The 26021-nt window shown below is 68.0% G+C and carries 30 protein-coding genes; 16 read left to right on the forward strand and 14 right to left on the reverse strand.

Annotated features, from left to right (window positions below):
- Positions 1-111: 111 nt before the first annotated feature.
- A complete protein-coding gene (locus ACOZ4N_RS19555) occupies positions 112-306 on the reverse strand; it encodes a cold-shock protein (protein ID WP_077207119.1) in 195 nt (64 codons plus the stop codon).
- Positions 307-565: 259 nt separating this feature from the next.
- Here ACOZ4N_RS19555 and ACOZ4N_RS19560 point away from each other — a divergent pair, with 259 nt between their 5' ends.
- The 10 genes from ACOZ4N_RS19560 to ACOZ4N_RS19605 all read left to right on the forward strand — a co-directional run bounded on the left by ACOZ4N_RS19560 (position 566) and on the right by ACOZ4N_RS19605 (position 8320).
- Positions 566-1630, forward strand: coding sequence for an amidohydrolase family protein (locus tag ACOZ4N_RS19560; RefSeq protein ID WP_424018042.1), 1065 nt, complete (start codon positions 566-568; stop codon positions 1628-1630).
- Complete coding sequence (locus ACOZ4N_RS19565; RefSeq protein ID WP_424018043.1) at positions 1627-1986, forward strand: metal-sulfur cluster assembly factor; 360 nt, start codon at positions 1627-1629, stop codon at positions 1984-1986. The genes ACOZ4N_RS19560 and ACOZ4N_RS19565 overlap by 4 nt, the downstream gene beginning before the upstream one ends.
- A gap of 62 nt (positions 1987-2048) precedes the next feature.
- Positions 2049-2699 carry a hypothetical protein gene (locus tag ACOZ4N_RS19570; protein ID WP_424018044.1) on the forward strand — a complete coding sequence of 217 codons (651 nt, stop codon included), beginning with the start codon at positions 2049-2051 and terminating at the stop codon, positions 2697-2699.
- 94 nt (positions 2700-2793) lie between these two features.
- Complete coding sequence (locus ACOZ4N_RS19575) at positions 2794-3078, forward strand: translation initiation factor eIF-1A (RefSeq protein WP_092656660.1); 285 nt, start codon at positions 2794-2796, stop codon at positions 3076-3078.
- A 117-nt stretch (positions 3079-3195) separates the two neighbouring features.
- Positions 3196-3816 carry a class I SAM-dependent methyltransferase gene (locus ACOZ4N_RS19580; protein ID WP_424018046.1) on the forward strand — a complete coding sequence of 207 codons (621 nt, stop codon included), beginning with the start codon at positions 3196-3198 and terminating at the stop codon, positions 3814-3816.
- Positions 3817-3901: 85 nt separating this feature from the next.
- Positions 3902-4228, forward strand: a complete 327-nt coding sequence (locus tag ACOZ4N_RS19585) for a hypothetical protein (protein WP_424018047.1) — start codon at positions 3902-3904, stop codon at positions 4226-4228.
- Between the two features lie 139 nt (positions 4229-4367).
- Entirely contained in the window at positions 4368-6446 is a 2079-nt protein-coding gene (locus tag ACOZ4N_RS19590; RefSeq protein WP_424018048.1) for a hypothetical protein, read from the forward strand.
- 148 nt (positions 6447-6594) lie between these two features.
- On the forward strand, positions 6595-7596 hold the full coding sequence (locus ACOZ4N_RS19595; RefSeq protein ID WP_424018049.1) for a hypothetical protein: 1002 nt from the start codon (positions 6595-6597) through the stop codon (positions 7594-7596).
- 61 nt (positions 7597-7657) lie between these two features.
- Complete coding sequence (locus ACOZ4N_RS19600) at positions 7658-7858, forward strand: hypothetical protein (protein ID WP_424018050.1); 201 nt, start codon at positions 7658-7660, stop codon at positions 7856-7858.
- A 12-nt stretch (positions 7859-7870) separates the two neighbouring features.
- Positions 7871-8320: a type II toxin-antitoxin system VapC family toxin gene (locus ACOZ4N_RS19605; protein ID WP_424018051.1), complete on the forward strand. Its 450-nt coding sequence runs from the start codon at positions 7871-7873 to the stop codon at positions 8318-8320.
- 130 nt (positions 8321-8450) lie between these two features.
- Here ACOZ4N_RS19605 and ACOZ4N_RS19610 read toward each other — a convergent pair whose 3' ends face one another.
- The 4 genes from ACOZ4N_RS19610 to ACOZ4N_RS19625 all read right to left on the reverse strand — a co-directional run bounded on the left by ACOZ4N_RS19610 (position 8451) and on the right by ACOZ4N_RS19625 (position 12193).
- The gene (locus ACOZ4N_RS19610; protein WP_424018052.1) at positions 8451-9113 is read right to left on the reverse strand and encodes a glycerophosphodiester phosphodiesterase; all 663 of its coding nucleotides are present in this window, start codon (positions 9111-9113) and stop codon (positions 8451-8453) included.
- 141 nt (positions 9114-9254) lie between these two features.
- Positions 9255-9944 (reverse strand): NTP transferase domain-containing protein, encoded by a 690-nt coding sequence (locus ACOZ4N_RS19615; RefSeq protein WP_424018053.1) that lies wholly within the window; start codon positions 9942-9944, stop codon positions 9255-9257.
- Positions 9932-10951 (reverse strand): hypothetical protein, encoded by a 1020-nt coding sequence (locus ACOZ4N_RS19620; protein ID WP_424018054.1) that lies wholly within the window; start codon positions 10949-10951, stop codon positions 9932-9934. Before ACOZ4N_RS19620 ends, ACOZ4N_RS19615 begins: the two co-directional genes overlap by 13 nt.
- A 207-nt stretch (positions 10952-11158) precedes the next feature.
- Entirely contained in the window at positions 11159-12193 is a 1035-nt protein-coding gene (locus ACOZ4N_RS19625; RefSeq protein WP_424018055.1) for a deoxyhypusine synthase, read from the reverse strand.
- 117 nt (positions 12194-12310) lie between these two features.
- On the opposite strand from ACOZ4N_RS19625, the gene ACOZ4N_RS19630 reads away from it, so the two are divergent.
- Together ACOZ4N_RS19630 and ACOZ4N_RS19635 are read left to right on the forward strand one after the other, a co-directional pair.
- The gene (locus ACOZ4N_RS19630; RefSeq protein WP_424018057.1) at positions 12311-13279 is read left to right on the forward strand and encodes a patatin-like phospholipase family protein; all 969 of its coding nucleotides are present in this window, start codon (positions 12311-12313) and stop codon (positions 13277-13279) included.
- A gap of 67 nt (positions 13280-13346) precedes the next feature.
- Positions 13347-13856 carry a hypothetical protein gene (locus ACOZ4N_RS19635; RefSeq protein WP_424018058.1) on the forward strand — a complete coding sequence of 170 codons (510 nt, stop codon included), beginning with the start codon at positions 13347-13349 and terminating at the stop codon, positions 13854-13856.
- Between the two features lie 4 nt (positions 13857-13860).
- Here the strand turns inward: ACOZ4N_RS19635 and ACOZ4N_RS19640 are convergent, their stop codons facing one another.
- From ACOZ4N_RS19640 to ACOZ4N_RS19650, 3 genes are all read right to left on the reverse strand, one after another.
- Complete coding sequence (locus tag ACOZ4N_RS19640; protein WP_424018059.1) at positions 13861-15048, reverse strand: redox-regulated ATPase YchF; 1188 nt, start codon at positions 15046-15048, stop codon at positions 13861-13863.
- 147 nt (positions 15049-15195) lie between these two features.
- Positions 15196-15693: a hypothetical protein gene (locus ACOZ4N_RS19645; RefSeq protein ID WP_424018060.1), complete on the reverse strand. Its 498-nt coding sequence runs from the start codon at positions 15691-15693 to the stop codon at positions 15196-15198.
- A gap of 175 nt (positions 15694-15868) precedes the next feature.
- On the reverse strand, positions 15869-16636 hold the full coding sequence (locus ACOZ4N_RS19650; protein ID WP_424018061.1) for a Nif3-like dinuclear metal center hexameric protein: 768 nt from the start codon (positions 16634-16636) through the stop codon (positions 15869-15871).
- A gap of 232 nt (positions 16637-16868) precedes the next feature.
- Between ACOZ4N_RS19650 and ACOZ4N_RS19655 the strand changes: the two genes are divergently transcribed.
- Entirely contained in the window at positions 16869-17186 is a 318-nt protein-coding gene (locus tag ACOZ4N_RS19655; RefSeq protein ID WP_424018062.1) for an RPA12/RPB9/RPC11 RNA polymerase family protein, read from the forward strand.
- Positions 17187-17235: 49 nt separating this feature from the next.
- On the opposite strand, the gene ACOZ4N_RS19660 is transcribed toward ACOZ4N_RS19655, so the two are convergent.
- The 6 genes from ACOZ4N_RS19660 to ACOZ4N_RS19685 form a co-directional block, all read right to left on the reverse strand.
- Positions 17236-18120 (reverse strand): hypothetical protein, encoded by an 885-nt coding sequence (locus ACOZ4N_RS19660; RefSeq protein WP_424018063.1) that lies wholly within the window; start codon positions 18118-18120, stop codon positions 17236-17238.
- Positions 18121-18172: 52 nt separating this feature from the next.
- Positions 18173-18982, reverse strand: a complete 810-nt coding sequence (locus ACOZ4N_RS19665; protein ID WP_424018064.1) for an arginase family protein — start codon at positions 18980-18982, stop codon at positions 18173-18175.
- Positions 18982-19365, reverse strand: coding sequence for a translation initiation factor IF-5A (locus ACOZ4N_RS19670; protein WP_424018065.1), 384 nt, complete (start codon positions 19363-19365; stop codon positions 18982-18984). The genes ACOZ4N_RS19665 and ACOZ4N_RS19670 overlap by 1 nt, the downstream gene beginning before the upstream one ends.
- A 62-nt stretch (positions 19366-19427) precedes the next feature.
- Positions 19428-19805, reverse strand: a complete 378-nt coding sequence (locus ACOZ4N_RS19675; RefSeq protein WP_424018066.1) for a MaoC/PaaZ C-terminal domain-containing protein — start codon at positions 19803-19805, stop codon at positions 19428-19430.
- 41 nt (positions 19806-19846) lie between these two features.
- On the reverse strand, positions 19847-21712 hold the full coding sequence (locus ACOZ4N_RS19680; RefSeq protein ID WP_424018067.1) for an ABC1 kinase family protein: 1866 nt from the start codon (positions 21710-21712) through the stop codon (positions 19847-19849).
- A gap of 18 nt (positions 21713-21730) precedes the next feature.
- Positions 21731-22093 carry an Hsp20/alpha crystallin family protein gene (locus tag ACOZ4N_RS19685; protein WP_424018068.1) on the reverse strand — a complete coding sequence of 121 codons (363 nt, stop codon included), beginning with the start codon at positions 22091-22093 and terminating at the stop codon, positions 21731-21733.
- Between the two features lie 109 nt (positions 22094-22202).
- Here ACOZ4N_RS19685 and glp point away from each other — a divergent pair, with 109 nt between their 5' ends.
- From glp to ACOZ4N_RS19700, 3 genes are all read left to right on the forward strand, one after another.
- The gene (gene glp, locus ACOZ4N_RS19690) at positions 22203-23453 is read left to right on the forward strand and encodes a gephyrin-like molybdotransferase Glp (protein WP_424018069.1); all 1251 of its coding nucleotides are present in this window, start codon (positions 22203-22205) and stop codon (positions 23451-23453) included.
- 88 nt (positions 23454-23541) lie between these two features.
- On the forward strand, positions 23542-25446 hold the full coding sequence (locus ACOZ4N_RS19695; protein ID WP_424018070.1) for a molybdopterin biosynthesis protein: 1905 nt from the start codon (positions 23542-23544) through the stop codon (positions 25444-25446).
- A 61-nt stretch (positions 25447-25507) separates the two neighbouring features.
- A complete protein-coding gene (locus ACOZ4N_RS19700) occupies positions 25508-25921 on the forward strand; it encodes a hypothetical protein (protein WP_424018071.1) in 414 nt (137 codons plus the stop codon).
- The last annotated feature ends 100 nt before the right edge of the window (positions 25922-26021 follow it).

Consider the following 26021-nt stretch of genomic DNA (forward strand, 5'->3'; position numbering starts at 1 on the left):
GCTGGCGGAATTCTGATTCGGTGGGCGAGAACCGTAGCCGCGGCTCGAACCGAAGCGTCGAAAGAAAGTGGAAAAGCGATGTGTCGCCGTGTGGCGACAGTACGAAACGAGTTACGTCCGAACGACGTTCGACGCGCGCGGGCCCTTCTCGGCCTGCTCGATGTCGAACTCGATCTCGGTCCCCTCGGTGAGGTCCTCGCCGCCAACGTCCTCCATGTGGAAGAAAACGTCCTCGTCCGCGTCCTCTGTGTCAATAAAGCCGTAACCGCCTGTGTCGTTGAAGAAATCAACCTTACCGTTTGCCATTGCAACTAAACGAACACCGGGTACACGGTTAAGGGTTCCGCATCTGTTTTCTAAATCGACTATTTTCTATACGAATAGCGCGACAACAACTATCACGGTGAACGAATAGACACATATGGTTGGTTCTGCGGTGAGAGGTGTCCGATCCGTCAGATCGACCGGGAAATTCGTGCGGATCGACAGTTCCCATCCGCCCGTTATAGTAGCCCTCAGGCTTCGCGGGGAGGGCTTAACGGGAATAGCTGTGTTAGCTTCGGGCATGACATCCCTGGACGACGTGTTCGTCGCCGACGCGGTCTCACACGCGTACAACCTGCACCCGTCGAACTACGCCATCGAGCGGTACGCTCAGCCCGTGGTCGACCTGATGACCGGCCAGGAGAAGGCGATGCCGGAGGGCTACCAGCGGACCGAGGAGTCGTTCCTGACCGACTGGGACCCGCAGGTCACCGCGAACATGCTCTTTCGGGAGAGTCAGGTGGACTTCACCGTCTTTCACCCCCAGTCGATCACCATCTTCGAGGACGGCCTGACCGCGCTGGAGAAAGGCGAGCGGTTCGTCGACGAGCATCCCGACCGGAGCGCCCCGCTCGCCAGCGTCGACATCATCGGCATGGACGATCCCGGTGACGAACTCGAACGGCAGGTCGAGCGGTTCGGGGCCCACGGCGTGAAGGTCTACCCCTCCTACTGGAGCGACGACGGCCACCACGGGTTCCAGATGGACGACCCCGAGCAGGCGTTCCCGCTGTGGGAGCGGGCCGCCGACCTCGGACTGGACGTGATCGCGGTCCACAAGGCCGTCCCGTTCGGGAACGTCCCGCTCGATCCCTACCGCGTCGAGGACGTGACGGAGGCCGCCGAGAGCTTCCCGGACCTCAACTTCGAGATCGTCCACGGCGGGTTCATCCTCGCCGAGGAGACCGGTTACCGGATCGCCGAACACGACAACGTCTACGTCAACCTCGAGATCACGGCGGCCGACGCCGCCACCCGCCCCGACGCCTTCGTCGAGACCATGGAGAACCTGCTGTGGGCCGGCGGGAAGGAGGCCACCGACAAGATCATGTGGGGCTGTGGGACGCCCCAGTACCACCCGCGACTCCTGCTGGAATCGTTCTGGAACCTCGACTTCCCGGAGATGGACTCCCGCGACGGCAAGTTCACCATCACCGAGGCGGACAAACGCAAGATGGTCGGCGCGAACCTCGCGGAGGCCCACGGGTTCGACGTGGACGAACTGCAGGCGTCGATTGGCGGCGACGAGTACACTGGCCCGCTCGAAGAGCCCTACTCGACGACGCCGTTCGAGGTGGTGGCGTGACGACCGAGGCCCGCGTCCGCGAGGCGCTTCGTGAGATCGTCGACCCCTGTACCGCCGCGACCGGCTCGAACCTCGACGTGGTCGAGATGGGCCTGGTCGAGGCCGTCGAGGTAGCCGACGGCGAGGTTCTGGTCGCCTTCCGGCTGACGACACCGGCCTGCCACATGGTCCCCTACTTCATCGAGGAGATCGAATCCCGGGTCGAGCCGATGGCGGGTGTCGAGTCGGTCACCGTCGACACGGACGACGGGATGCAGTGGACGCCGGACATGATGACCGAGGCCGCGCGGGAACAGCGGCGGTCGACGCTGGACAGGTACGACGCCCACTACGGCGAGGAGGCCTCGGCGGAGTGACGCGGACGGCACCTGGGCTCCCTGCGAGATAGTCTTATCTCGGCTCGCGCTCTCTGGGAGGCATGGACCAATCGAGCGGCCCCCGGCTCACGCGTCGCCACGTGCTGGCCGGGCTCGCCGTCGGGGCGCTGGCCGGGTGTACGAGCGCCGACACTGCCGACGGGGGCGCGGCCGGCGGAACCCCGACGAGCGACGGGTCCGGGGGTGACCTCCCGGGCGGGACCGACGGGGCCGACGCCGGCACGAGCCTCGCCGGAAGTTGCGGGAGTGTCTTCGGCGACACCGACGAGCGCTACACCGGGCCGGTCGCGGTCGCGACTTTCGCCTACCCGATGGGCGGGACCGTCGACTACGCGGACGAGAGCGAAGCGGGGACGGTCCTCAGTGTGGGCTATCCGGGGCCGGATACCGACGGGTACCACTCCCTGCTGACGGTGGCCCAGCGGGGTCCCTACGGCGGCGACGCGGATCGGGGCGCGCGCTATCTGCAGGAAGATCGCTACGTGGACGGCGGAACCGTCGGTTACGACGGGAGCGAACGCACGGTGGCGGTCCTCCGGTACGACGGCGGCGAGATCAGGCTGTTCGGCGTCGCCGGCCCGGACGGGGCCTACGAACTCGAAGCGAAAGCCACCGTCTCGGGTGGCGACCCGTGCCCCGAGGCGTACACGGGCGTCACCGAGCGGGTGAGTCGTTCGTTCCGGCCCGCGTAGGCCCTGAGCGGCGTGTTCCGTCGCTCGAACCGGCCGTGGTACACGCTATCGCATCTTCCGGACCACTTTAATGTACTCGGTTCGTACTTAAGTTGTGAGCGAAGAAACAGGGCGACGGAATCTCCGCATGCCCAACGACGACGAGCTGTTCGCGGTCGTGACAGAACACAACGGTGGGAACCACGTCCGCGTGCAGTGTGAAGACGGCGAAAACCGGATGGGCCGGATCCCCGGCCGCATGAAATACCGGACCTGGATCAACGAGGGCGACGTGGTCCTCGTCGAACCCTGGGACTGGCAGGACGAGAAGGCCAACATCGAGTGGCGCTACGACAGTCAGGACGCCGATCAGCTCCGTGCTGAAGGCCACATCCAGTAGATTTCTACCATCCCGTATCTGGACGCGCACCGCCGAGACTCATCTATCGCGGTCGCCCGCGGCCCCGGCCGCTCCCGACTCCGACGAGGCTATACGTGTGCGCCGTCGTTGCTACGTGTGGATTCTCACGAGGTTCGCCGACAGTGGGCAGACCGCTCGGGCGAGTACTCCCCGGAGTACTACGCCTACTACGGCCCGGACGAGACCAGCGAGACGATTCGCGCCATCTTCGAGGACCACCTCGACCGCGACGCCCGCGTGCTGGAACTGGGCTGTAGCTCCGGCCGACACCTCGCACACCTTCAGGACCACGGGTTCGAGACCCTCTCGGGCATCGAGATCAACGCCGAGGCCTTCGAGACGATGGACGACACCTACCCCGACCTCGCGGCCGAGGGCACCTTCTACTGTGACGCCATCGAGGACGTGCTCACGGAGTTTCCGGACGACCGCTTCGACGCCGTCTTCTCCGTCGAGACGCTCCAGCACATCCACCCGGACGCCGACTGGGTGTTCGCCGAACTCGCCCGGATTACCGGTTCGCTCCTCGTCACCGTCGAGAACGAGGGAGGGGACGACGACGCCGACGTGAACTACGTCCACGACGACTTCCCCCTGTACTACCGCGACTGGCATCGCGTATTCACCGACCTGGGCTTCGAACAGATCGACGCGGATCGGGGCGAGCGCGACACCGTCCGCGTCTTCCGCGCGCCCGACGCGCCGACCGACGCCTGAGCCCCGGCCCGACTCCCCTCGGTCCGTTTTCACCTGCTGGGAACCCTCGTCGGTGTACAAGGTCGCCCGTCGCCGACGGACCGGTATGAGCATCGACGACACTCGCGCCGAGGGCGACGACGCGACCGACGCGGACACACCGACCGAACGGGTCTGGATGGTCGAACGGACGTTCTCGGCGGACTCGCCACACATCCTCGTCGTGATCTACGCGACGCCGGACGGCTCGCGGTATCTCCAGAAAGAGCGGGCGTTCAACCGTTTCGGGTCCACGCCGGGCCCGGAGGTGACCGCGGCGATCACCGTCCCCGCCGACCGCCTGGAACCCGTCGACGACCCCGAGGAGCGGGACCGCTACGCGTCGGAAGCCGCGCGGATGGCCGACCGGCACGACCCCGACGACGCGGTCTGATCGACCAGCCGACCTCGCTGGCCACAAGCGATATGCCCCGTCGTCCGCTGGTAGGCACATCGTAATGCGAGACCACATCGAACCGGGCGGCGGGGTCGAGACCCCGGACCCAGCCACCGTGGCCCGGAGTGCGTGAGCGATGGCCGACGATTCGTCGTGGCCGGTCGACCGACGGCGAGTCCTCGCGGGCGTGGCCAGCGGCGCAGTGGCCTCGATGGCCGGCTGTTCGCTGTTCGAGGACGGCGAGGACGGCGAGACCTCGTCCGTCGACGACGACCGGGCGCAGGCACTGGCCGAACGGTTCGCACCGACGCTGTACTTCGACGAACACGAGCGGTGGTTCCCGACCGATCCGCGACTGTTCGAGCACGAACGCGACGGGGCCACCGTCGTCGACGGATTCGACGCCCTCGACGGCTACGTCGAGCGCGGCGGGGCCGCGGACCCGCCGGCCCCGACCTGTTTCTACAACGTAATCGAGTACGACGCCTCGCCGCTGGCGGTCGTCCAGTTCTGGTTCTACTCGGTGTTCGACCAGTTCACGACGAACTTCCACTGGCACGACTGGGAACTCCTGCAGGTGTTCGTCGACACCGACACCGACGAGCCACAGCTCCACGTCGCGAGCTCCCACTCCCGGTCGGTCCCGAACAACGAGTTTCTCGACCCCGAGCGCACCAGACCGCGCATCCTCTCGGAACTCGGGTCACACTCCAGTGGCCTCTCGGTCAACGACGACCCCGACGGGTTCCAGCGCCTCCCGCTGGACGGCAGCGCGGCCGATATCACCAACAGCGTGATCGACGGCGTCGACGCCGTCGCGGCCATCCCGCTGGCCTACGGCCTCCCGCGGGACGAAGGCCTCGCGCTCCCCTACGCCGTCCCCGAACTCGACGGGCGGCCGGTGTACGAGGACGACCGCCTGCCCGCCGTCGACGCCGGCGACCTCGTCCCGGACGAGTTGACCGTGCGCTCGTTCGGCGCACTCCAGTCGCCGCCCGATCTCCCCGAACGACGGTCCGGCCGGCGCTTCGACTACGCGGGCAGCGACAGCGGCGACGCCGACGTGACCTACGAACTACAGCCCACCGCCGACCTCGAACACATCGCGGACTTCACCGGGCCACAGCTGAGTTTCGAGTTCTCCGTCCCGGAGTTCGCCGAGGACGCCATCGCCAGCCACATCACCACCGCTGGCGTCCCGTGGGACGATCCGCGCTACGAGGCCCCTGCCTCCGACATCAGCGAACCCGACCACCGACAGGCGCTGGCCGACCGCTACGACGCCATCGGCGACCCCGCTCCCGTCAGCCAGGTCGTCGCCGGCGTGACCAGCGCCGTCGCCGACGACGACGCGCCCGAGGGCGAGGGGCTGACGACGGTCTCCTCGTCGCTCGAACTGTTCGCCCTGTTCCGGAGCGAGCCCCGGGCCGTCCCGACGTTCGACGGCGTCGCCGTCGTCCAGAACGTCCCCGCGGGCGACCACGAGTTGACGATCAACGGCGCGGGCGTCGCCCCACACTCCGAGACCGTGACCGTCGAATCCGACGCCGAGGTGACGCCGGCAGGCGTCGAGGGTGAGATCCCCGTCGTCGCCCGCGAGAACGCCGTGAAACTGGAAGTCGATCCGACCGAGGCCGACAGCGACCTGCGGGCCCTCGCGGTCGAGGACGACTTCGCGGGCCGCCTCTACGACGCACCGCTCGCCGGCCCGGACGCCGTCTACGTCCACGAGGGCGGGGCGTACACGACCGAAGTCCGGGATAGCGACGACGAGATCGGTGCGTTCCGCGTCGACCCCGGCGGTGAGCCACGAGTTCGTCTGGACGCCCCCCGAACCGGAAAGGCATCGCTCGCGACCTATCTCGCGGACGTGGCGGCCGAGACCCGCGACGAAGTGCGGGCTATCGAGGACGACAGTGACGACGCGGAGCGCGGACGCGGCGGTGGCGGCCAGCAAAACGCCGTCACGGGCCTGGCGAACGCCCTGGACGCGGTCGCCGAGGCCGCACAGCGTGCAGCGGCGGCCGCAGAGGCCGGGGACCGTGGGCAGGCCGACCAGCGCATCGAGACGGTGATCGAACGGCTGGAGCGCGTCTCGACCCGACTGGACGCCGCGAGCGACTCGATTCCGGGGCCCCTGTCACGCGCCACGAGCAACCGCCTCGATCAGGCGCGTCGCCGGAGCGAGCAGGCCAAACAGGCGAAGAAGCTCTGATGTCCGTCCGGTCACCGGTCAGGTTCCGCGTCGATAGGTCGGGATCGCTCGCGGTCGCTCGGTGGGATACGTCTATGGAGCCGCGTCTCGAATGAGGAACGCGTGTCTCCACCCACGAACACTCTCTCGGTGATCGCCCTGGCAACCCATGAGTGAGAGCGTGACGACAGCGAGTTCGGTCCGGAACATCGACGGCGTCACGGAACGAGTCATGCACTGGCTCGTTCTCGGCGGGAACCGCATCGCGGTCGCGGGAATTTTCGTCGCGACCATCGTGGCCGTCTTTTTCCTGCTGACCCGGTTCGGTGTTCTGGCCATCGGACCGGGTAGTGCTGCAGCGTCGGCCTTCGCCAGTGGTCTCATCGCCGGCACGGTGACGCTCGTGACCATCGCGCTGTCCATCAACCAACTCGTCCTGTCCCGCGTGTTCGGGTCCCCGAACGAACTGTCAGACCAGCTGAGCGGCACGCGCGACCTCCGTCGAACCGTCCGGGATCACGCCGGTGAACCGGCCGTCCCGAACGACCCGGCGGAGTTTCTCGACCTGGTCGCCGAGACCCTCATCGAGCGGGCGAACCGCCTCGGTTCGGCTGTCGACGACGCCGATGGCGACCGCTCGCACGCAGTCACGGACTACGTCGAGGGGATCGCCGCCTACGGGGAGAGCATCGCCGAACGGATCGAGAGCCAGACGGCCATCGTGAACGTTCTGGAGGTCGTTCTGGGAACCGAATACGCCCAGAACATGACCGCGACCGAACACCTCCGCAACGAGTACGGCGACCGTCTCTCCGACGACGCCAGCGCGGAACTGGATGCCATCGACGACCTGCTGGGGGCCATCGCCATCACGCGACAGTTCTTCAAGACGCTCTCGCTACAGCAGGACTTCGCCCGGCTCTCCCGCGTGGTCGCCTACAGCGGCCTCGTGGCCCTCGTCGCCAGCATCGCGATGGCCCTCGTCTACCGCCCCGACTCCGTCACCGTCCCGGCGCAGTCTCTCCCGCTCGTGTTCAGCCTGGGCATCGGCGTCGTCGTCACCCCCCTCGCCGTGTTCATCGCGTACGTGTTCCGCGCCGCCACCATCGCCCGCCAGACCGTCTCCGTCGGGCCGTTCGTTCCGCCCGAGGAACGATCCGAGAATGGATGACATCAGCAGCTTCTGATCGCGTGGACAAACTGATTTAAGAATTGGCGCACTATCTCTGGCCATGAGCGACACTGCGGACGAGTTCGGCTTCGATGCGAAGCAGTTGCTGAACAAGGGGAAGACACATTCCTTACGGGAACAGATGCGAGAGTTCGTTTCGGAACACGACTCCGACGTACCCCTCGGAGAGCTTCGCGAAGCGGTCTCCGATGGGAAGCAGGTTTCGGATATCGTGACCGAGGATCGGGACGAACGGTTGTGAGGCGAGTCGCGAATGGGTCTGCACTTCTTCGATACGTCTGCGCTGGTCAAACGCTACTACGAGGAGCCGGGAACGGAGGTCGTCGACGGCCTCATCGAATCCGACGACTCGACGGTGATCAGTTCGCTCTCGATCATCGAGACAGTCTCTGCGTTCCGCCGAAAATACAACCGGAACGAGATTGCGAAAGACGAAATGGAATCACTGTTGAGCGCGTTCTTCAGTGAAGCGCTTGACGATTTCGTCATCGTTCCGATCGAGGAATCGATGCTACAGTTCTCGTTCGATCTCGTCGTTGAGGACGACCTGCGGACGCTCGACAGTCTCCAGTTGGCTGCCGCTCTCTCCGTGGATACCGACGACGAGAGTCCAGTCTTCGTCTGTGCCGATTCGGAACTCACGGCAGTAGCCGAGGACAGGGGCCTGGAGACGACAAACCCGAGAGCAGACGCTACGGAGTAGTGGTTCGACGGCCGGCACCAGTAAAGGGGCCTCGGCACTCATAGGGTTCGTCACGGCCGGGTCGTCAGGCCGGCTCGGAACCGCGGCTTCGTCATCGGCCGGCCGGGGATACAGCGGCCAGCCCCAAGACTCACGCGATGTCCCAGCGGTCGGCGGTGACGCCGTCGACGCCGGCGGCCCGCAGGTTGGCGATTTCCTCGCGGGTCTTGGCGGCCTTCCAGGCGATCACGTCCAGTCCCTCGCGGTGAGCGCGCTCGACCACGTCCGTCTCGATACAGAGGTCGTAGTGTGGGTGGACGGCGTCACAACCCAGCTCGACCGCGGTCTGCAGGTTCGACGAGGGGTTCTCCGCGAACAGGTAGCCTGCCGGGACGTTCCAGTCGAGGTCGAGGGCCGCGCGGAGGGCGGCAGGGCGAAACGAGGAGATGGCCACGTCGCCGGTGTACTCCCCGAGCAGGTCGCGAACGTCGGGGGCGAGGCCGGTCTCCTTGAGTTCCAGTTGCGTGCCGACGCCCGGCGGGACGGCGTCGAGGACCTCGCCGAGGCGGGGGATCGGTTCGCCCGAGCCCGCAACGTCGAGCGCGCGGAGTTCGGCGAGCGTGAGGTCGCTCACGCGACCGGTGCCGTCGGTCAACTCGTCGACGCGTTCGTCGTGGAAGACGACGAGTTCACCGGAGCCACAGCGGCGCACGTCGACTTCGACCGCGTCGACGTACCGGGCGGCGCGTTCGACCGCGGCGACGGTGTTCTCCGGACACTGATCGGCGCATCCCCGGTGACCGATGATCTCCATCACCCGAGCCCAGGTGTAGGACGGGGTTAACAGTATCGCAAGCGACGCCATCAGGTGGTACCGGATGGCCATTGATTCGCGCCATGCAGGCGCGCTACGGTGGGATAAGGGGCGCTGAACCCGAGTATCCGGGTGCTACGGTCACGTGCCTACGTCGAGTTCGTCGCGGGGGTTCAGGGGGAGTTTGCCCCGCGCCGCGATCCGGTCCCGCGGGTAGTTGATCTCGATGTGGTGGGCCGACTGGATGACGGTGGCCTCGGTCTCGACGGCGGTGTAGAGGCCGGGGTACCACTCCCGTCGGTGGGCGGCGAGCCAGTCCCGGGCGGCGTCGAGGTTCGACCGGTCGAGGACGCCCACGCCGGCGTGGCGGCGGCCGGTGATGAGGCCGTAGTCGGTGACGCGGCCGCGGTCGTCACACCGGATGGCCGTGGCTTCGGCCTGTCGCCCGGGGAGACAGGCCACGACGTTGCGCCCGTCCCTGACCGCGTGGCGCGCACGCAGGCGGGCGATCACGCCGTCGGTGACCACCACGTCGCCGTTGACCACCAGCACGTCGTCGTCGACACCCTGGAGGCCGCGGCGGAGGGACTCGGCGTTCTCGTAGTCGTCCCAGTCCTCCAGGACGACCGTGCGTGCGTCCCCGACCCGGTCCTGGACGTTCTCGTAAGCGTGGCCTAACACGACGGTGACGGACTCCGTGTGCGGGTCGATGGCGGCCCGCTGGCGCTCGTACAGCGTCCGCCCCGCCAGGTCCATGAACGCCTTGGGTACGTCCGCCGTCGCGCCACCCATCCGGCTCCCCTCGCCCGCTGCGAGGATCACTGCGTGCATGCCATCACCTCCCGGGCGGCCCGCGCGCCGGCACGGCCGTCCATGGGAATCCCGAGGTCGGCGACCGTCTCGTCGACGGCCCGGGCGACCGCCGGTGGATACCCCTCCTCGTACACTCGTTCGACGGCGGACAGCGAGAGGTCGTCGGTCTGGAGGCCGACCGTCGGCAGCTCGTGGTCGGCGGCGGTGGCGGTCAACTGGACCAGCGGCCGGCCCGTGTGGAGCCACTCGGTGACGACACCCGAGCAGTCCGAGAGCAAGAGGTCCGCCCACAGCAGGCTCTCGCGGGGTGTGGCCGCGTCGTCGAAGGTCACGTTCGGAATCCCGGCGATCCGGTCGCGACAGCGTTCGGTCACCGACTGGCCGGGTTCCTCGACCCGATCCATCGGGTGAGGGCGAAAGCGCAACCGGAAGTCGGTGTCGGCGAACGTCTCCAGCACGGTCTCGGCGGTCTCCACGTAGCACCCGCCGCCGTAGTTGTGGTTGGTCGGGGCGTACAGCACGCGTCGCTCGCGGGGTGAGTCAGTGCCGACGAGTGCGTCCGCCTCTGGAATCCCGACCGTGACGACCCGGACCGACTCCGGGAACGCCGCCCGGTAGCGGTCGGCCCACCGGTCCCCCGGAGCCAGCGCGACGGCCACGGCGTCCGCGAGGTCGCGGGTCGTGTTCACGGTCTCGCCCCGGCCCAGCGACGCCCCGTGACGGACGTGGACGACGGGATAGCGTTCGTGATAGGTCGGGTCGTCGTCGAGACGCGTCGACTCGAAGCGGTGGTTCTTCACGACCACGTCGGGTCCGATCTCCGCGACGGCGGCGTCGAGGGCGGCCGCCGATTCGACGGGCTGGTGGGCCGACGCCGGCTGGTCGGCAGTGATCACGTCGTCGGCATCGGCCGCGTCGTCGGCACCGAGCCACAGCACTGCGGTCTCGTCGACGAGGTGTGTGTCGATGGCGGCGAACGTTTTCCACATGAACTGCCGGTCGAAGGTGTACAGGACGGTGACCATGGTGACGGTGATACCGCGGATAGCTGTCCGTCGATGCGCCCACTATAGCCGGACGTATCGCAATGCGGGCTACATATGCTACCATAGTCATTAATTTTTTCGCGTGATTAGTAGAAAAACAAAACCGACCGACCGGGACGCGCTGGACTGTTTCGGTCCCACAGTGAGCATTCGAGCGGCCGGAACGAGCAACCAGTCCGCCGCTGATCAGTCGGCGATCCGTTCGCGGGCCGCGGCCACCAGGAGCGGGAGCGTGATCGTCGCGTCGGCGTAGACGGAGACGTTGCGCGCGGCCTTCTCGAGTTTCCCCCACGAGCGGGCCTCGTCGAGGGTCGCGCCCGAGAGGCCGCCGGTCTGGGGCGGGTCCATCGTCAGCTGGACCGCCAGGTCGTAGGCCTCGGGCGCGACGAGCATCGTCTGCAGGACGTAGTTCTTCGGGACGCCGCCGCCGACGACCAGCGCGGCCGTCCGGTCGGCGTCGAAGGCCTGGTCGGTCAGCGTGTCCATGTCCGCCAGCGCGTCCAGCGAGAAGTCGGAGGTCTGGTTGTACATCCAGGCCTGCAGGCCCAGTACCGAGTCCTGCACGGCCGGACAGTAGATCGGCACGTCGTTCTCGTAGGCGGCCGCGGCGATGCCGGGGTCCTCGTCGATACCCTCACGTTCGTTGACCGCGGCGTTGGCCTCGCCGAGTTTCTCGGTCAGCCGCTGGATGCTCACGGTCCCCTCATCGGCCAGCGGCGGGAACACTTCCTCCCGGAGGTGGGACTCGAACAGCGCGAAGTGTTCCTGGGGGAGATAGACGTTGTAGATGCGGTCGACGCCCTCCTCGCGCAACCGCTCGTCGTGGTCGCGCTCTCGCTCCTCGTCGGGCACCGGTCCGTGGTGGTGTTTGCCGCCGATGCCTTCGATGGTGTCGTGGGTCAGATTCGCCCCCGTTGTCACCAGCGCGTCGACGTGGCCGTCGCGGATGAGGTCCGAGACGATCCGGCGCATCCCGCTGGGGACCATCGCGCCCGCCAGCCCCATCACGACCGTCACGTCGTCGGCGAGCATCTCGGCGTAGATGTCGACGGCCTCGTGCATGTCGGCCGCGCCGACGCCCGCCTCGCCGTACTCGGCGGCGAGTTCGCCCACCGTCATGCCCGCCCGCACCTCGGCGTGGCCGATTGGGTCGTGTTCGAAGGCCTCGCGTGGCGGCTGTTCGTGCCCCGTCTCGTCGTCCGCGGTCCCGTCGTCGCTCATTGCCCCTCTCTGGCCGCCCGAGGCGCTTCAACTCCGCGGTTGTCGTCGGGTCTCCTGTCCTCTCCGGATTCCTTTCACGTCCTAATAGTTAAGCAAAGTGAAGGTGTACCCGAATGCATGTCATCGAGTGGGACGACGCGGGTGGCCATCGCGTGCCAGGGCGGCGGCAGTCACACGGCGTTCACCGGCGGTGTGCTCCAGCGAGTGATCGAGGACGCTCCGGACGAGTACGAGATCACGGCGCTGAGCGGTGCCTCCGGCGGTGCGGCGTGTGCGATGATCGCCTGGGCCGGCCTGCGGCAGGGCGACCCCGACCGCGCGGTCGCGAACCTCGACGGGTTCTGGTCCGACATCGCCGCCCGGACTCCGTGGGGCCGGGCCGCCAACGACGGCCTGCTGATGGGTGCGCGGCTGACCGACGAACTCGGCCAGTTCTCGATCAGTCCGTACTTCAACCCGATCTCGGAGGTCGGGCGGGACACGCTGCGCGACGCCATCGCCGACCACGCCGATCTCGACGCGGCGGTGGCCGCCGACGGCGAGCCGTCGCTGTACGTCAGCGCCGTCGACGTACGCAACGGCACCTTCGAACTGTTCGAGAACGGCGAGGGCGGCGTCGAGGCCGCGGTCGCGTCGGGGGCGATCCCCAACGTCTTCGAGGCCGCCGAAGTCGCCGGCGAGTACTACTGGGACGGGCTGTTCTCGCAGAACCCGCCCATCCGCCAGTTCGTCAGCGACGCGCCCGCCGACGAGAAACCCGACGAGATCTGGATCGTCCGCATCAATCCCCGCACTCGGGCGGAAGTCCCGACCAGCATGAGCGAGATCACCGACCGCCGCAACGAGTTGGCGGGCAACCTCTCGCTCGACCAGGAGAAACACACCATCGAGTCGATCAACCGGATGATCGAAGACGGCGTCATCACCGACGACCGCTACAAGCGGATCGCGCTCCGGGAGGTCGACATCGCGCCCGCACTCGCCGACGACCTCGACAGCCACTCCAAACTCGACCGCGATCCGGGGTTCATCGACCGCCTCATGACCCACGGCCGCGAGCGCGCACCGACCCTCTGGCAGGGGTGAACCGGCTTTTTCTATCAAAGAAAGTGACAAAAAACAAACTTATGTTCGGTCGCCTCCGAGTGAGCGTATGGCCGAGACCGTCACCGAGTACGAACATCTCGCCGCCAAGAAGCGGGAACGCCAGGGGAACGCGGAACTGGCGACGGTGACCGACGTGGCCGTCGGCCGCGAGCGCGTGGTCCTGACGGCCACGTTCGAGTGGTCCCCCGACCCCGTCCGCCTGTCCTACGACCTCGACGACGACCGGGACGTGCTGAAACTCGAACGGCTGACCGAGACGGTCGGCTTCGAGTTCGAGCAGGTCGCCTTCCTCGAAGGCGAGACCCTCGAACTCACGTACACCGGGGGCGAGTGGGTGCCCAGCGCCCACCGCGCTCAGGTCGAGGGGCAGGGGTCGGCCGCCGAGACCTTCCGGACCGAGATGCAACTGCTGGCTCGCGAACTCGCCCGCGCGCCGAACCTCCCGCGCCGGTCGGTCAGGGCGTTGCGGACCGCTACGACCCGACAGCTGATCATCGGCGTGATCCTCCTCAAGAAACTGCTGATCGTCGTCCTGCTGGCGTGGCTCGTCCTCTGAAATCTCAGTTCGTCGTGACGACTTCCAGCACGTCCCGGTGGTCGAGTGTCGTGTCGGCCCCGACCTGCCGGCCCGAACGGGCGTCGACGCCGTGGAGGAACCCCTCGCCGATGTCGCTGTGCAGGAAGTAGGCGAACTCCTCGGCGGTGGCGTCCTCGGGGAGGACGAAACAGTCCTGCAGGAACTCGCCGTTGTCGCGAGGGCTCCCGTTGCCCGGGAAGATGGCCTTCGCGCCGAACTCCTCGAACAGCGCCGTCTCCAGCGCCGTCTGGACGCCGGTTCCCTCGAACTCGCTCACGAAGGTTCGGATCTGTTCGAGGCCGGCGGCCTGCTCGTCGCTCACGTCGCCGACGATCTCGAAGTCGGTCGCGCCCGGCCGATACTCGACGGCCCCGCCCTCGTCGGCGGTCTTCAGCGCCTTCTCGGCGTGGGCCGACACCGGCACCACCGTCAGGTGGTCGTAGTCGGGATCGCTCGTGATCGCCTCGTAGTTGTCCTGTGCGGCCGGCGTGTCCATCTTGTTCGCCGCGATCACCATCGGTTTGGTCCGCTTGCGGATCTCACGGGCCAGCTCCTCGCGGTCCTCGTCGTCCCACGCGTCGGGGTCGAGTTCGAGGTCCAGCGCGAGGACGATCTGTTTGATCTCGTCCTCGTTGGTGCGGAAGGCGCTCATCTGCTCGGCCAGTTCGACCTCGATGTCGCCGTCCTCGCCGTGGTAGCCCGAGCGGTAGCGCTCGATGCCCTTCTCCAGCACGTCGAGATACCACATGTCGAGTTCGTTCTCCAGGAAGTCGATGTCCTCCCGGGGATCGTGGTCCTCGGTCGGTTCGCCCTCGATGTCGGTCTCGCCGGAGAAGTCGACCACGTGGACCAGCACGTCGGCCTCGTTCAAGTCGGTCAGAAACTGGTTGCCCAGCCCGCGCCCCTCGTGTGCGCCCGGCACCAGCCCGGCCACGTCGACCAGCTTGACGGGAACGTAGCGGGTCCCCTCGCGGCAGTAGCCGTGGTTGGGCGTACACTCGTGCCCGAACTCCGGGGCCGCACACTCCACCCGGACGTAGGCCTCGCCCACGCTCGGGTCGATAGTCGTGAAGGGGTAGGCCCCCTCCGGCACGTCGTTCATCGTCGCCGCGTTGAAGAACGTCGACTTCCCCACGGAGGGCTTGCCGACGAGACCGATCCGGTAACTCATTGGACTCCCTACCACCGAGGACCGCTAAATGGTTTTGAATCCGATATGTTCTGCGTGAGAATCACTCGCAGTCCCACGGGCGGTCCCGTCGAACGCCTCGCCGCTCGAAGTCGGTCCCGGGCAGTCCGTCTGGAACGCCGGACCGGTCTACTCACCGAGAACGAGCCACTCGCCGTCGGCTCTCACGACGACGATGTACGTCTCGTACGGTTGGGATTCCGCCCCTCTCGTTGCGGAGACGTAGACGAGTGCAGTCTCCTCGGTGTCGAATTCCTCGCGGATGGCGTCGAGTCGTGCCCGCACGTCGCTGGGTGACTGTCCGGTGTCCGCCGCGACCGCTGCCGGACTCCGACGGTCCACCTCGTGGACCGAGCGTTCCTGCTGGAAGTAGGGATTCGTTTCCTCGGGGCTCTGGATATACGCGTCGCCCCGGGGATGTGCCACTTCGTTCACTTCCGAGATAGAATCCGCCAGGAGCCACTTTCGCACCACTGCTTTCGGACCCGCGTCGGTCCCGTCAGTCTCGTGGACGGTCCCGCCGACGCTCGTGGTCCCGCTCCCGTCGTCGGTACGACAGCCCGCCAGTCCCAGCGATCCGGCCACTCCGACCGCCCGGAGCAATCGGCGGCGGGAACTCCAGGTCATTTGACGATGGTACCCGAATGCAGATGAATAAGCTTCTGATCAGTCAGTCCCCCTTCACGCCGTCCGTGAGAACGGAACGGGAGTGGCGCTGTCTGTGGAAGACGCACAGCACCACCGGTCCGTGGGGCCCCTTCGCGCCACGGTTTGTCCCGGTATATCCACACTCGCAGTCAGTTCACAGCCCGGTCGGGTGGTCGACGAACGTGGTCTCCAGGCCCCACGATTCGGCCAGGTCGGCGAGGTTCCGGACGCCGAAGGTCTCCGTGCCGTAGTGCCCGCCCAGCACGACGGTCACGCCGGCCTCGCGGGCCTCGTGGTAGACCTGCTGTTTGCCCTCGCCCGTCACGAGCGCGTCGGCACCCACCGCTTCGGCTTCGTCCAGCCAGTCGACGCCGCTCCCGGTGACGATGGCGATCTCCTCGATCACGTCGGGGCCGAAGTCCAGCACCTGCACGCCCTGACCGCCGTGATCGAGGTCCGCGCCCAGTCGCTCCTGCAGTTCGTCGGCGGTGAACGGGTCGGCGGCGGTCCCGCGCTGGCCGACGTACTCCGGCCCCATCTCGCCGAACGGTTCGCGGTTCTCCAGCCCGAGCAGGTCGGCCACGCCGGCGGCGTTGCCCAGTTCCTGGTGGCCGTCCAGTGGGAGATGGGAGACGTACAGCGGCAGGTCGTGTTCGTAGTGAGGTTCGAGGCGGTCGTACAGCCGGCCGGTCACGCGCTCGACGCTCCCGAAGACGTAGCCGTGGTGGGTCACGAGGATGTCCGCGCCCGCCTCGACGGCCGCCTCGGCGGTCGCCGCGGCGGCGTCCACGGCGACGGCCACGTGTTCGATTTCCCCTTCGTCGGGTCCCACCTGCAGCCCGTTCGGGCTGGCGTCGAGGTCGGCGTACGCGTCGGTCCGCAACTCCTCGTCCAGTCGCGCGCAGAACTCGGCACAGTCCATAGCCGCCCTTCTCGCCCCCGGGTGGTAGTGGTTACGTTGACCCGTGCCACTGATCGAGCAGTGATCGGTGTCGGGGTTTCTGCTGTATAGGGGTACGAGTCTCGCACGACGATCCGCTCGAACAGCGGGCAACGTGAATCGGTCGGAGACAGTCAGCACGAGCAGTCACTCGAAATCCACGACGGATCGGAAGTTAACACATATATTCCGACGCTCGTGTATGCCTCTTTAGATGCAATTCTGTGACGAGTGTGGGTCGATGATGCACACCGAGGGCGACACGTGGGTGTGTCGCTCCTGTGAACACGAGGAGCCGCGGGATTCGGACGCGGAAGCGGCGATGTCGATCCAGGATGGACAGCGGGACGACGGGGCCCCCGACGTGGCCGACGCGACCCAGGACTCCACCGAGACGATGCAGGAGCCCTGTCCGGCCGAGGACTGTGACAGTGACCGAGCCCACTACGAGATGCTGCCGAAGCCGGGCGGTTCCTACGAGGTTCGGCTGTTCACCTGTGTCGAGTGCGGCCACAAGTGGCGCGAGTCCTGACGCCACATCTCGGAGTCGCCACCGGTGTCGGGCTCCGGGTCGCCTCGCCTCACTCCTCGGGTCTGACCAGTTTCCCCTTGCGCTCGCCGACGTACCCCTCGCTGACCAGCGCCTCGATCACGTCGTCACAGTCCTGCTGGGGAATCTCGTACGCGTTCGAGGCGACCACTTCGATCTCCTCGCGCTCGACCGGGAACTCGCGGTTCTGGAGCAGCTTGATGATCTTCTGGGCCGCGGGCGTCGAGAGGATCGACGGCTTGTCGGACTCGCTCTCGGCCGTCTCCGCGTCGTCGGCCCCGGTGGTGTCGTCCTCGTCGGTTCCTTCGCCTTCGGCCCCGGTGGTGTCGTCCTCGTCGGTTCCTTCGCCTTCGGCCCCGTCGTCGGCCGCCGTTCCGGGGGCCTCGCCGTTTGCCACCGCGTCGTCAGATTCGGTCGTTTCAGCCGCCGACTCGGCACTTGCGGGTTCGTCGCCGGCCATCGCGTCCGCCGGCTCGTCGCTCTCGTCTGCCTCGGCGGCCGTGGACTCCGTCGACTTTCCGTCCTCTTCCGGTTCGGCGTCGTCCGAGGATTCCTCCGAGGACTCACTGCGTTCGCCCTCGCTTTCCGCCACCGCCGTCGCCTCGCCGCTGGGTTCGACGGCGTAGGCGGGTTCCTCACCGTCGTCCTCGCTCCCGAGGTCGGCCGTCGGGTCCTCGTGGTCGGCTTCCAGTGGCGACGGGTCGGGCCCGGCGGCCAGCGGCGTGGCGGCGGTCTCCGCGTTCTCGGCGGCCGAGAGCGCCACGTCCAGCACCTTCGAGAGTTTCCGGCGACAGACCGGGCAGAGGTCGACGGTCGGCCGGTCGTCGGTCCCGGCGTCCTCGGGGACCACCGGATAGGGATCGATCTGTGCGTCAAGCGCTGTGCCGCAGAAGTAACACGACGCGAATTCGGACATGCTCGGGACCCACTCGCGCCACCGTCTAAAAGCTACGTGCCGGGACCGCCGGTCACTCCCCGGCGGCGTGGGCGAAGACGAACGCGCGCAGGAGCTTCGCCGCCAGCGTCGCCGCCTGCCCGTCGTCGCCGTCGTTGACCTCGACCACGTCGAACCCCGCGGCGTGGGGCGCGACCGCCCGCACCGCGTCGTGCATCTCGGCCGGGTCCAGCCCGAACGGTTCGAGCGTGCCCGTCCCGGGCGCGAACCCGGGATCGGCCGCGTCGATGTCCACGCTCAGGTAGGTCCGCCTCTCCCGCACGGCCGCCGGCGGCTCCCAGTCGGCCACCTCGGCGGGCGGCACGACCGTCACGTCGGTCTCGCTGGCGCGGTCCCACTCGTTCTCACTGCCGGTACGTGCCCCCAGCACGATGGCCTCGTCGGCCACCGACAGGGCGTGGTGAGTGACGGTCGCGTGACTCAGCGGGTTGTTCGCGTAGGATTCTCGGAGGTCGAGATGGGCGTCGAGGCAGACGAACACGTCCGGATCGACGGCGCGGACGCCCGCGACGGTGACGGTGTGTTCGCCGCCGATGGTTACGGGAATCGCACCCTCCTCGCGCACGTCCTCGAGTGTCCCGCGCAGAAAGTCCAGATACTCCTCGGTGTCGTCGGTCGGCCCGATGTCGCCGTGGTCGGCCACGTCGAGATCCGTGAAGTGCTGGCCCGTGTGGTGGTCGTAGTCGTCGAAGGATTCGGCGAAGTGGCGAACGCGGCGCGGGCCGAACCGGGTGCCGGGCTGGAACGTCGTCGAGGCGTCGAGTGGTGCGCCGACGACGACGTATGCGGACGAGTCCCGGTGGGCCCGCGCGCCGGGAAACATTAGCTACGGACGATCTTGCGCTGCTCCTCGTATTCGAGGTACTCGATGTCGTCGTCGGGCGACAGGTCGACGTCCTCGGGCACCTTCATCGTGATCGTGTCGTAGGTGTCCAGGTCCATGACCTGCGCCACGTCGGCGCTCTCGACGTTGACGACCTGGCCCTGCTTGCGCTCGATGATCGGGACCCAGATCTTCGCGTCCACGGGCTGGGAGAGGTTGCGCTTCTTCCCGTCGAACACACCCTTGCCCTCGATACGGGCCTTCGCACTGCCGTGTTTGCCCGGCTTGGCAGTGCTGTAGGAGTCGATCTTGCACGGTGTGTCGTCCATCATCACGTAACTTCCCTCGTCGAGTTCGCGAACCTCGGTCTGCTGTCTCGCCATGTCCCGCGGTATTCAGTGTATCAGTATAAACGGTTTGGAAGCGATCCGTTCCCGCCGAATTCTCACCGCGACACGACGCCCTCGAACGCGCCGGAGAGTACCGTCTCCCCCGCGACCGTACACTCGATGTCGGCCCGCACCTCGTCGCGGTCGGTCCCCTCGGTCACGTCGGTGAACGTCACCGCACACCGGACCCGCTGGCCGGCGTAGACCGGCCGCCGGAAGTCGAATTCCATGTGGCTCGCCAGCACTTCGTGGTCGCCGCCGATCTTCGTCGGCAGGGTCGCGGTCAGGAGGCCGTGGACCATGAGTCGCCCGTCGTCGTCGGGGTCGAGGTGGCGCGGCTGGCGGTCGTTCGAGAGGTCGGCGAAGGTCCGCACTTCCGACTCGGAGAAGGTGCGCTCGTAGGTGACGACGTCGCCCTCGGCGATGGCTGCCATAGGACCGAGAACTGGGCCGCGGCCCGTAGCACTTTCGCCGATCAGGATCCGGACTCGTCCTCGTCGTCGGTGGTCACGTCGACGTCGGTCCCCGTCTCGCTTTCACCGCCGCCGTCCTCGACCGCGACGGTGGTCGCGTTCGACCGGTCGGGGTCCGCCGCGTCGCCCGCACCGCCTTCGTCTTCCTCCACCTCCGGGCCGAACCCGGCCCCGAGGTCGATCTCGCCGACGGCCGACCCGTCGTCACCGAGCCCCTCCTGCCGTTCCCGCATGCTCTGGCGGGTGAACTGCGGCTGGGCGCGAATCCCCTTCTTGCTCCGGAACGACCAGTACAGCAGGCCCGCGACCAGGACCGTGGCCCCGCCGGCCACACCGGCGGCTTCGACGGTGCTGAAGGCGTACAGGACCGCGGTCGAGACGATGCCGGCCGAGAGGACCATCCCGTAGACCAGCCGTTTCGCCAGCGTCGCCAGCAACCCATCGGAGTCCTCGATGTCGGCGTTGACCCGGAGGTCGTCGCGCTCGATCCGGTCGAGCGTCTGCTCCAGTTTCGGCGGCGTTCGCAACGCCGACTGGGCCGCCTGCTGGACCTCGTCGGCCCGATCCTCGACGAACTGCCGGATGCCAGCTTCGACGTAGCCCTGATCGCCCAGGTAGTCGGTGGCGACCGAGATGAAGTCGAAGTCGGGATCGAGCGTGACACAGACGCCCTCGACGACCGTCGCCACGCGGAGGACCAGCGCGAGGTTCGCGGGCAGGCGCAGGGGGAACTCGTAGATCGTGTCCTCGACCTGCTGGACGATCTGCTGGACGCGGTACTGCTCGATGTCCTCGCCGCGGGCGTCGGCGATGGCCAGTTCCATCACCTCGCCCATCACCTCGCGGTCGGCCTCCGGACTCAGCGTCCCCATCTCGATGAGCGTGTCGAGGATCGCGTCGGTGTCCTGCTCGGCCACGGCCATGTAGAAGTCGATGATCTTCTCCTGGATGAACGCGTCCACGTACCCGCTCATTCCGAAGTCGTAGAACACGAGGGTCCCGTCCTCCTGGACGGCCAGATTTCCGGGGTGGGGATCGGCGTGGAACACGCCGTCCTCGACGATCATCTGGAGGTAGACCCGCTGGAGTGTCTCGGCGATCTCGGTCCGATCCACGCCCAAATCGTCGAGTTCGCGGATGTTCGAGATCTTCGTCCCCGGGACGTACTCCATCGTGAGGACCCGTCCCGTGGAGCGGGACTCGTCCACGTCCGGAATTCGGACCCGCTGATCCGCGGCGAAGTTCTCGCTGATCTCTTCGAGCATCCGCCGCTCGCGGTCGTAGTCCATCTCCTGGCGGATCGTCTTGGCGAACTCGTCGGCCAGCGTCTCCAGCGAGAACGACCGTGTCTCGTCGACGAACCGCATGATCAGCGGCAGCGACCACCGGATCACCCGGAGGTCGGCCTCCACGAGGTCCTCGATGCCGGGCCGCCGGACTTTCACCGCGACGGGGCCGTTCTCGGTCTCGGCGTAGTACACCTGGCCCAGACTCGCGCCGCTGATGGAGTCGGTGTCGAAGTTCTCGAAGTGCTCCTCGACCGGGCCCAGCTCCGCTTCGAGGACCTGTTCGGCCTCGGCCCACGGCGCCGGGGGCACCTCGTCCTGGAGTTTGGTGAACTCGTCGATGTACTCGGGCGGCAGGATGTCCGGCCGGGTCGACAGCAGTTGGCCGAGTTTGATGAAGGTCGGCCCGAGCGTCAACAGCGAGTCGAGCAGGGTCGCGGCCCGCTTGCGGCGCTGTTCGGCCGAGACCTGCCGGGACTTGCCGAACAGCAGGAACCGGTTCCGATCACGGGCGTAGGCGAGCAGTAACGGCAGGAACTGGCGTGCGACGGTGACGAACCGTCGGTACGCGCGGAGGTTCACCGAGCGGCCACCCCGGGATCAGGCCTCGGCGTCTTCGATGGGAATTGACGTGTCCGGCTTGGCACCCGCCTTCGGCAGGCGGAGTTCGAGGACGCCCCGGTCGACGGTGCCCTCGGCGTCGGCACCCGTCGCGTCCGGCGGCAGGGGGAGTTCGGCGTCCAGAAAGAGCGCGCGTTCCTCCTCGACGTAGCGGAACTCCGTCGGGAGGTCTTTCTCACGCCGCGCCTCGATCTCCAACCGGCCCGCGGACACCCGCACGTCGACGGTCTCGGCCGTCGCCCCCGGCAGGTCGATCACCAGGAGGTAGGTGTCGTCGCTCTCCAGCAGGTCTGCAAACACCGTCTCGGGGAGGTCCCGCAACGCATCGCGCAGCGCTGACATGGAGACAGCTAGGGACTGATAGGCGAAAAAGCCCGCGGTCGCGCCCCGTGTTCACGTCCCGCGCTCGTTCGCCCGACGCTTTTTGCCCGCCCCGTCCCAACGGAGCGGTATGACTGACCCACGCGAGTCGGGATTCAAAGACGTGACGCCGCTCGCCGAGGCTCGCGAGCGGCTCCGGGAGGCCGTCGCCCCCCACGACCGGACCGAGACCGTCCCGCTGTCGACGGCCGCGGGCCGGACCGTCGCCGAGTCGGTGACGGCCCGCCGCGCCGTCCCCCACTACGACCGGGCGGCCATGGACGGGTTCGCCGTCCGGGCCGAGGATACCTTCGGTGCGGGCGACCGCTCGCCCGCCGTCCTGCGAGTGGGCGGCCACGCCGAGGACGGCGACGAAGTCGTCCCCGGCGAGGCCGTGCGCGTCCACACCGGGAGCGAACTCCCACCCGGCGCGGACGCCGTCGTGATGGTCGAGCAAACCGATACGGTCGCCGGAGACGTGGAGATCTTCGACGCCGTCGGCGAGGGGGAGAACGTCGCCCCCGCCGGCGAGGACGTGGAAGCAGGACGGGCCCTCTACGAACCGGGCCACCAGTTGCGTCCCTCCGACATCGGCCTACTCAAGTCCACTGGCGTCACCGAAATCGAGTGCTACCAGCCGCCGACCGTCGGCGTCGTTCCGACCGGGGAGGAACTCGTCCAGGCCGACCCCGCCCCGGGCGAGATCATCGAGACGAACGGGCTGACCGTCGCCCAGTACGTCGAGCGCTGGGGTGGCGTCCCCGAGTACCGCAACGTCGTCACCGACGACGAACACGCGCTCCGGGCGGCCATCCAGCGCGACCTCACCAAAGACGTGATCGTCACCACCGGCGGCTCCTCCGTCGGCGAACGCGACCTCCTCCCCTCCGTCGTCGACGACCTCGGCGACGTGCTGGTCCACGGCGTCGCGGTCAAACCCGGCCACCCCGCCGGCTTCGGCGTCGTCGAGGACACCCCCGTCATCATGCTCCCCGGGTATCCGGTCGCCTGCATCGTCAACGCCGTCCAGCTGCTCCGCCCAGCGACGAAGTGGGCCGGAAACATGCCCGTCTCGGCGCTGCCCGAGACCGAGGCCGTCCTCGACCGGAAGATCGCGAGCGAACCCGGCGTCCGGACGTTCGCCCGCGTGCAACTCGACCGGGACGGCCCCGCAATCGAGGAGTCGGACGAGCCACCCAGAGCCGTCCCCACCAGAGCCAGCGGCGCGGGCGTCCTCTCCTCGGTCGCGCTGGCCGACGGCTGGGTCGTCGTCCCCGAGGAACGCGAGGGGATTCCAGAAGGCGAACGCGTCGCCGTGCAGGACTGGGAGGTGTATCCATGACTCACCGGAAGACGTTCCGGCTCGCTCGCTCCGCTCGCTGTGCGGGGCTGGGACTTCCGAGCGTCGTTTTCTCACCGGGGGTGAGAAAATGACAGACAGAAAGGAGTTCCGCGACCTCGCGCCGCCCGCGGACGCCCACGACGCCATCGCCTCGCTGGATCTCGGTGGCGGGACCGAGACCGTCCCGCTCCGGGAGGCGCGGGGCCGTGTCCTCGCCGAACGGATCGACGCGAGCCTCGACGTGCCCGGGTTCGACCGCGCGTCGATGGACGGCTACGCGGTCCGGGCCCGCGACACCTTCGGCGCGGACGAAGCCGACCCCGCCCGCCTCGACCTCGTGGGAGAAGTCCACGCCGGCGCGGAACCCGACGTGACCGTCGAAGCGGGCACCGCGGCCGAGATCTCGACGGGCGCGGTCATGCCCCCCGGCGCGGACTCGGTGGTGATGGTGGAGAAAACAGACGAGTCCGAGGACGGGACTGAGGTGCTGGTCCGGACCGCCCTCGCGCCCGGCGACAGCGTGATGCTCGCGGGCGCGGACGTGGCCGCCGGCGAGCGCACGCTCGGCCCCGGCACGGAACTCACGCCCCGCGAGATCGGTCTGCTGTCGGCGCTGGGCGTCGACGAGGTACCCGTCCGCGCCAGGCCCCGCGTCGGGATCATCTCGACGGGCGACGAACTCGTCCGCCCCGGCGGGAGCCTGAACTCCGACGCCGGCCAGATCTACGACGTGAACAGCTACACGACCGCGACGGCCGTCGAGGAGGCCGGCGGCGAGGCGGTCCTCTACCCACACGCGGGCGACGACTACGAGGAGATGGAGGACATTCTCACGGAGGCCGCGAGCGAGTGTGATCTCGTCCTCTCGTCGGGATCGACCAGCGCCTCCGCCGTCGACGTGATCTATCGCGTGATCGAGGAGCGGGGCGAACTCCTCCTCCACGGCGTCGCGGTCAAACCCGGCAAGCCGATGCTGATCGGCCGGCTGGACGCCGGCGACTCGCCGTCGGCGTACGTCGGTCTGCCGGGCTATCCAGTTTCGGCCCTCACGATCTTCCGGACGTTCGTCGCGCCCGCGATCCGCGAGGCCGCCGGCCTGCCCGAGCCACGGACCGCGACCGTCGACGGCGCGATGGCCGTCGAGGAGCGCTACGCCGAGGGTCGCCGGCGGTTGATGCCCGTGGGCCTGGTCGAAGACGGTGCTGGCGACACGCTCGTCTACCCCGTCGACAAGGGCAGCGGCGCGACGACGAGTCTCGTCGAGGCCGACGGGATCGTCGAGGTCCCCGCCGAGACGGAGTACCTCGCGGCCGGCGAGTCCGTCAGCGTCCAGCTGTTCTCGCCGGACGTGCGCGCCCCCTCGCTCTACGCCGTCGGCGAGGACGACCCCGCGCTCTCCCGACTGCTCGACCGCCTCGACCGGCCGCGCTACCTCTCGCTGGGCACCCGGGAGGGCCTGCGACGGCTCCGCAACGGTGTGCCGGACGCGGCCGTCGCCGCCGGTGACCCCGAGGTCGCCGCCGACCACGAGGCCCTGGGTGGGTGGACCCGCGAGTGGGGCCTGCTCGTCCCCGAGGGCAACCCCGACGACGTGGGCGGCGTGGCGGATCTCGTGGACGACGACCTGCGCCTCATCAACCGCGGGACGAACTCCGGGCTCCGGGCGGCACTCGACGACGCCGTCGCGGCGCTGGCCGAGGAACGCGACGTGTCCCGCCGCGACCTGACCGACGCCATCGACGGCTACGAACTCACCGTGAAAGCCCACGAGAGCCCCGCCCGGAAGGTGCTGGCCGGCGACGCGGACGCGGGACTCGGGTTGCGAGCGACCGCCGCGAAACTCGGTCTCGGGTTCGTTCCCCTCGGCGAGCAGGACGTGCGCGTGCTGGCCAATCCCGACCGAACCGGGAAGGAAGGCGTCGCGTCGCTGGCCGACGCCGTGGCGAACGTCGAGTCGGTGCTGGCGGACCTGGCAGGGTACGAGACGAATTGAGTCGCCGGTTCTGGAAGCCGTCGCCCGTACTTTTTAGACCGAAACGGCGCAAGGCCTCGGTATGGTCCCTCTCCACGACCCTTCCGCCCGTGACGCCGCCGTCCTCGCGGGGGTTGCCTGTGCCCTCGCGACGACCGTCGCCCTCGTCGCATCGTCGATCACCGTCTCGCTCACCGATCCAGCACTGCTCTCGGCCGCGCTCGCGTACGTCGCCATCGGCACCGGCGTCGTCGCCACGGTCTCGCTGTTCCTGTTCGCCGACCGATCACTGTTGTCGCCGGCGCTGGTGGGCGGTGGCTACCTCCTGACGGTTTACGGCGGCTTTGTCGTCACTGGCGGGACGGCTCCGCTGGAGGCACTGCTGAGTCGCTGGCCGTGGGCGTTCGCCGCGGTGCTGGCGCTCGGAATCGTCGAGTACTTGATCCGATATGGGCTGTCCACGCACACTGCCGGCGGTCGGCTGTCCCGCGGGTGAGTCGCCCCGCCGCCCGGGCCGGCGTGGCCGGTCGTAACGCGGTCGTACCAACGCGCCAATGAGTCCTGCCGTCAGGATCCGTGCATCTTTATTCGGGCTT

The sequence above is a fragment of the Halorientalis pallida genome (genome assembly GCF_049605515.1).
GTDB classification, from domain to species: Archaea; Halobacteriota; Halobacteria; order Halobacteriales; family Haloarculaceae; genus Halorientalis; species Halorientalis pallida_A.

Coding starts and splice junctions, on each gene's coding strand:
- ACOZ4N_RS19700 (WP_424018071.1), top strand. CDS start 25,508: ATGGTCCCTCTCCACGACCCTTCCGCCCGTGACGCCGCCGTCCTCGCG.
- ACOZ4N_RS19635 (WP_424018058.1), top strand. CDS start 13,347: ATGGCCGAGACCGTCACCGAGTACGAACATCTCGCCGCCAAGAAGCGG.
- ACOZ4N_RS19670 (WP_424018065.1), bottom strand. CDS start 19,365: ATGGCGAGACAGCAGACCGAGGTTCGCGAACTCGACGAGGGAAGTTAC.
- ACOZ4N_RS19620 (WP_424018054.1), bottom strand. CDS start 10,951: ATGGTCACCGTCCTGTACACCTTCGACCGGCAGTTCATGTGGAAAACG.
- ACOZ4N_RS19645 (WP_424018060.1), bottom strand. CDS start 15,693: ATGACCTGGAGTTCCCGCCGCCGATTGCTCCGGGCGGTCGGAGTGGCC.
- ACOZ4N_RS19595 (WP_424018049.1), top strand. CDS start 6,595: ATGAGTGAGAGCGTGACGACAGCGAGTTCGGTCCGGAACATCGACGGC.
- ACOZ4N_RS19650 (WP_424018061.1), bottom strand. CDS start 16,636: ATGGACTGTGCCGAGTTCTGCGCGCGACTGGACGAGGAGTTGCGGACC.
- ACOZ4N_RS19695 (WP_424018070.1), top strand. CDS start 23,542: ATGACAGACAGAAAGGAGTTCCGCGACCTCGCGCCGCCCGCGGACGCC.
- ACOZ4N_RS19600 (WP_424018050.1), top strand. CDS start 7,658: ATGAGCGACACTGCGGACGAGTTCGGCTTCGATGCGAAGCAGTTGCTG.
- ACOZ4N_RS19605 (WP_424018051.1), top strand. CDS start 7,871: ATGGGTCTGCACTTCTTCGATACGTCTGCGCTGGTCAAACGCTACTAC.
- ACOZ4N_RS19590 (WP_424018048.1), top strand. CDS start 4,368: ATGGCCGACGATTCGTCGTGGCCGGTCGACCGACGGCGAGTCCTCGCG.
- ACOZ4N_RS19685 (WP_424018068.1), bottom strand. CDS start 22,093: ATGTCAGCGCTGCGCGATGCGTTGCGGGACCTCCCCGAGACGGTGTTT.
- ACOZ4N_RS19640 (WP_424018059.1), bottom strand. CDS start 15,048: ATGAGTTACCGGATCGGTCTCGTCGGCAAGCCCTCCGTGGGGAAGTCG.
- ACOZ4N_RS19660 (WP_424018063.1), bottom strand. CDS start 18,120: ATGTCCGAATTCGCGTCGTGTTACTTCTGCGGCACAGCGCTTGACGCA.
- ACOZ4N_RS19555 (WP_077207119.1), bottom strand. CDS start 306: ATGGCAAACGGTAAGGTTGATTTCTTCAACGACACAGGCGGTTACGGC.
- ACOZ4N_RS19630 (WP_424018057.1), top strand. CDS start 12,311: ATGTCATCGAGTGGGACGACGCGGGTGGCCATCGCGTGCCAGGGCGGC.
- ACOZ4N_RS19655 (WP_424018062.1), top strand. CDS start 16,869: ATGCAATTCTGTGACGAGTGTGGGTCGATGATGCACACCGAGGGCGAC.
- ACOZ4N_RS19665 (WP_424018064.1), bottom strand. CDS start 18,982: ATGTTTCCCGGCGCGCGGGCCCACCGGGACTCGTCCGCATACGTCGTC.
- glp (WP_424018069.1), top strand. CDS start 22,203: ATGACTGACCCACGCGAGTCGGGATTCAAAGACGTGACGCCGCTCGCC.
- ACOZ4N_RS19585 (WP_424018047.1), top strand. CDS start 3,902: ATGAGCATCGACGACACTCGCGCCGAGGGCGACGACGCGACCGACGCG.
- ACOZ4N_RS19675 (WP_424018066.1), bottom strand. CDS start 19,805: ATGGCAGCCATCGCCGAGGGCGACGTCGTCACCTACGAGCGCACCTTC.
- ACOZ4N_RS19570 (WP_424018044.1), top strand. CDS start 2,049: ATGGACCAATCGAGCGGCCCCCGGCTCACGCGTCGCCACGTGCTGGCC.
- ACOZ4N_RS19560 (WP_424018042.1), top strand. CDS start 566: ATGACATCCCTGGACGACGTGTTCGTCGCCGACGCGGTCTCACACGCG.
- ACOZ4N_RS19610 (WP_424018052.1), bottom strand. CDS start 9,113: ATGGAGATCATCGGTCACCGGGGATGCGCCGATCAGTGTCCGGAGAAC.
- ACOZ4N_RS19625 (WP_424018055.1), bottom strand. CDS start 12,193: ATGAGCGACGACGGGACCGCGGACGACGAGACGGGGCACGAACAGCCG.
- ACOZ4N_RS19615 (WP_424018053.1), bottom strand. CDS start 9,944: ATGCACGCAGTGATCCTCGCAGCGGGCGAGGGGAGCCGGATGGGTGGC.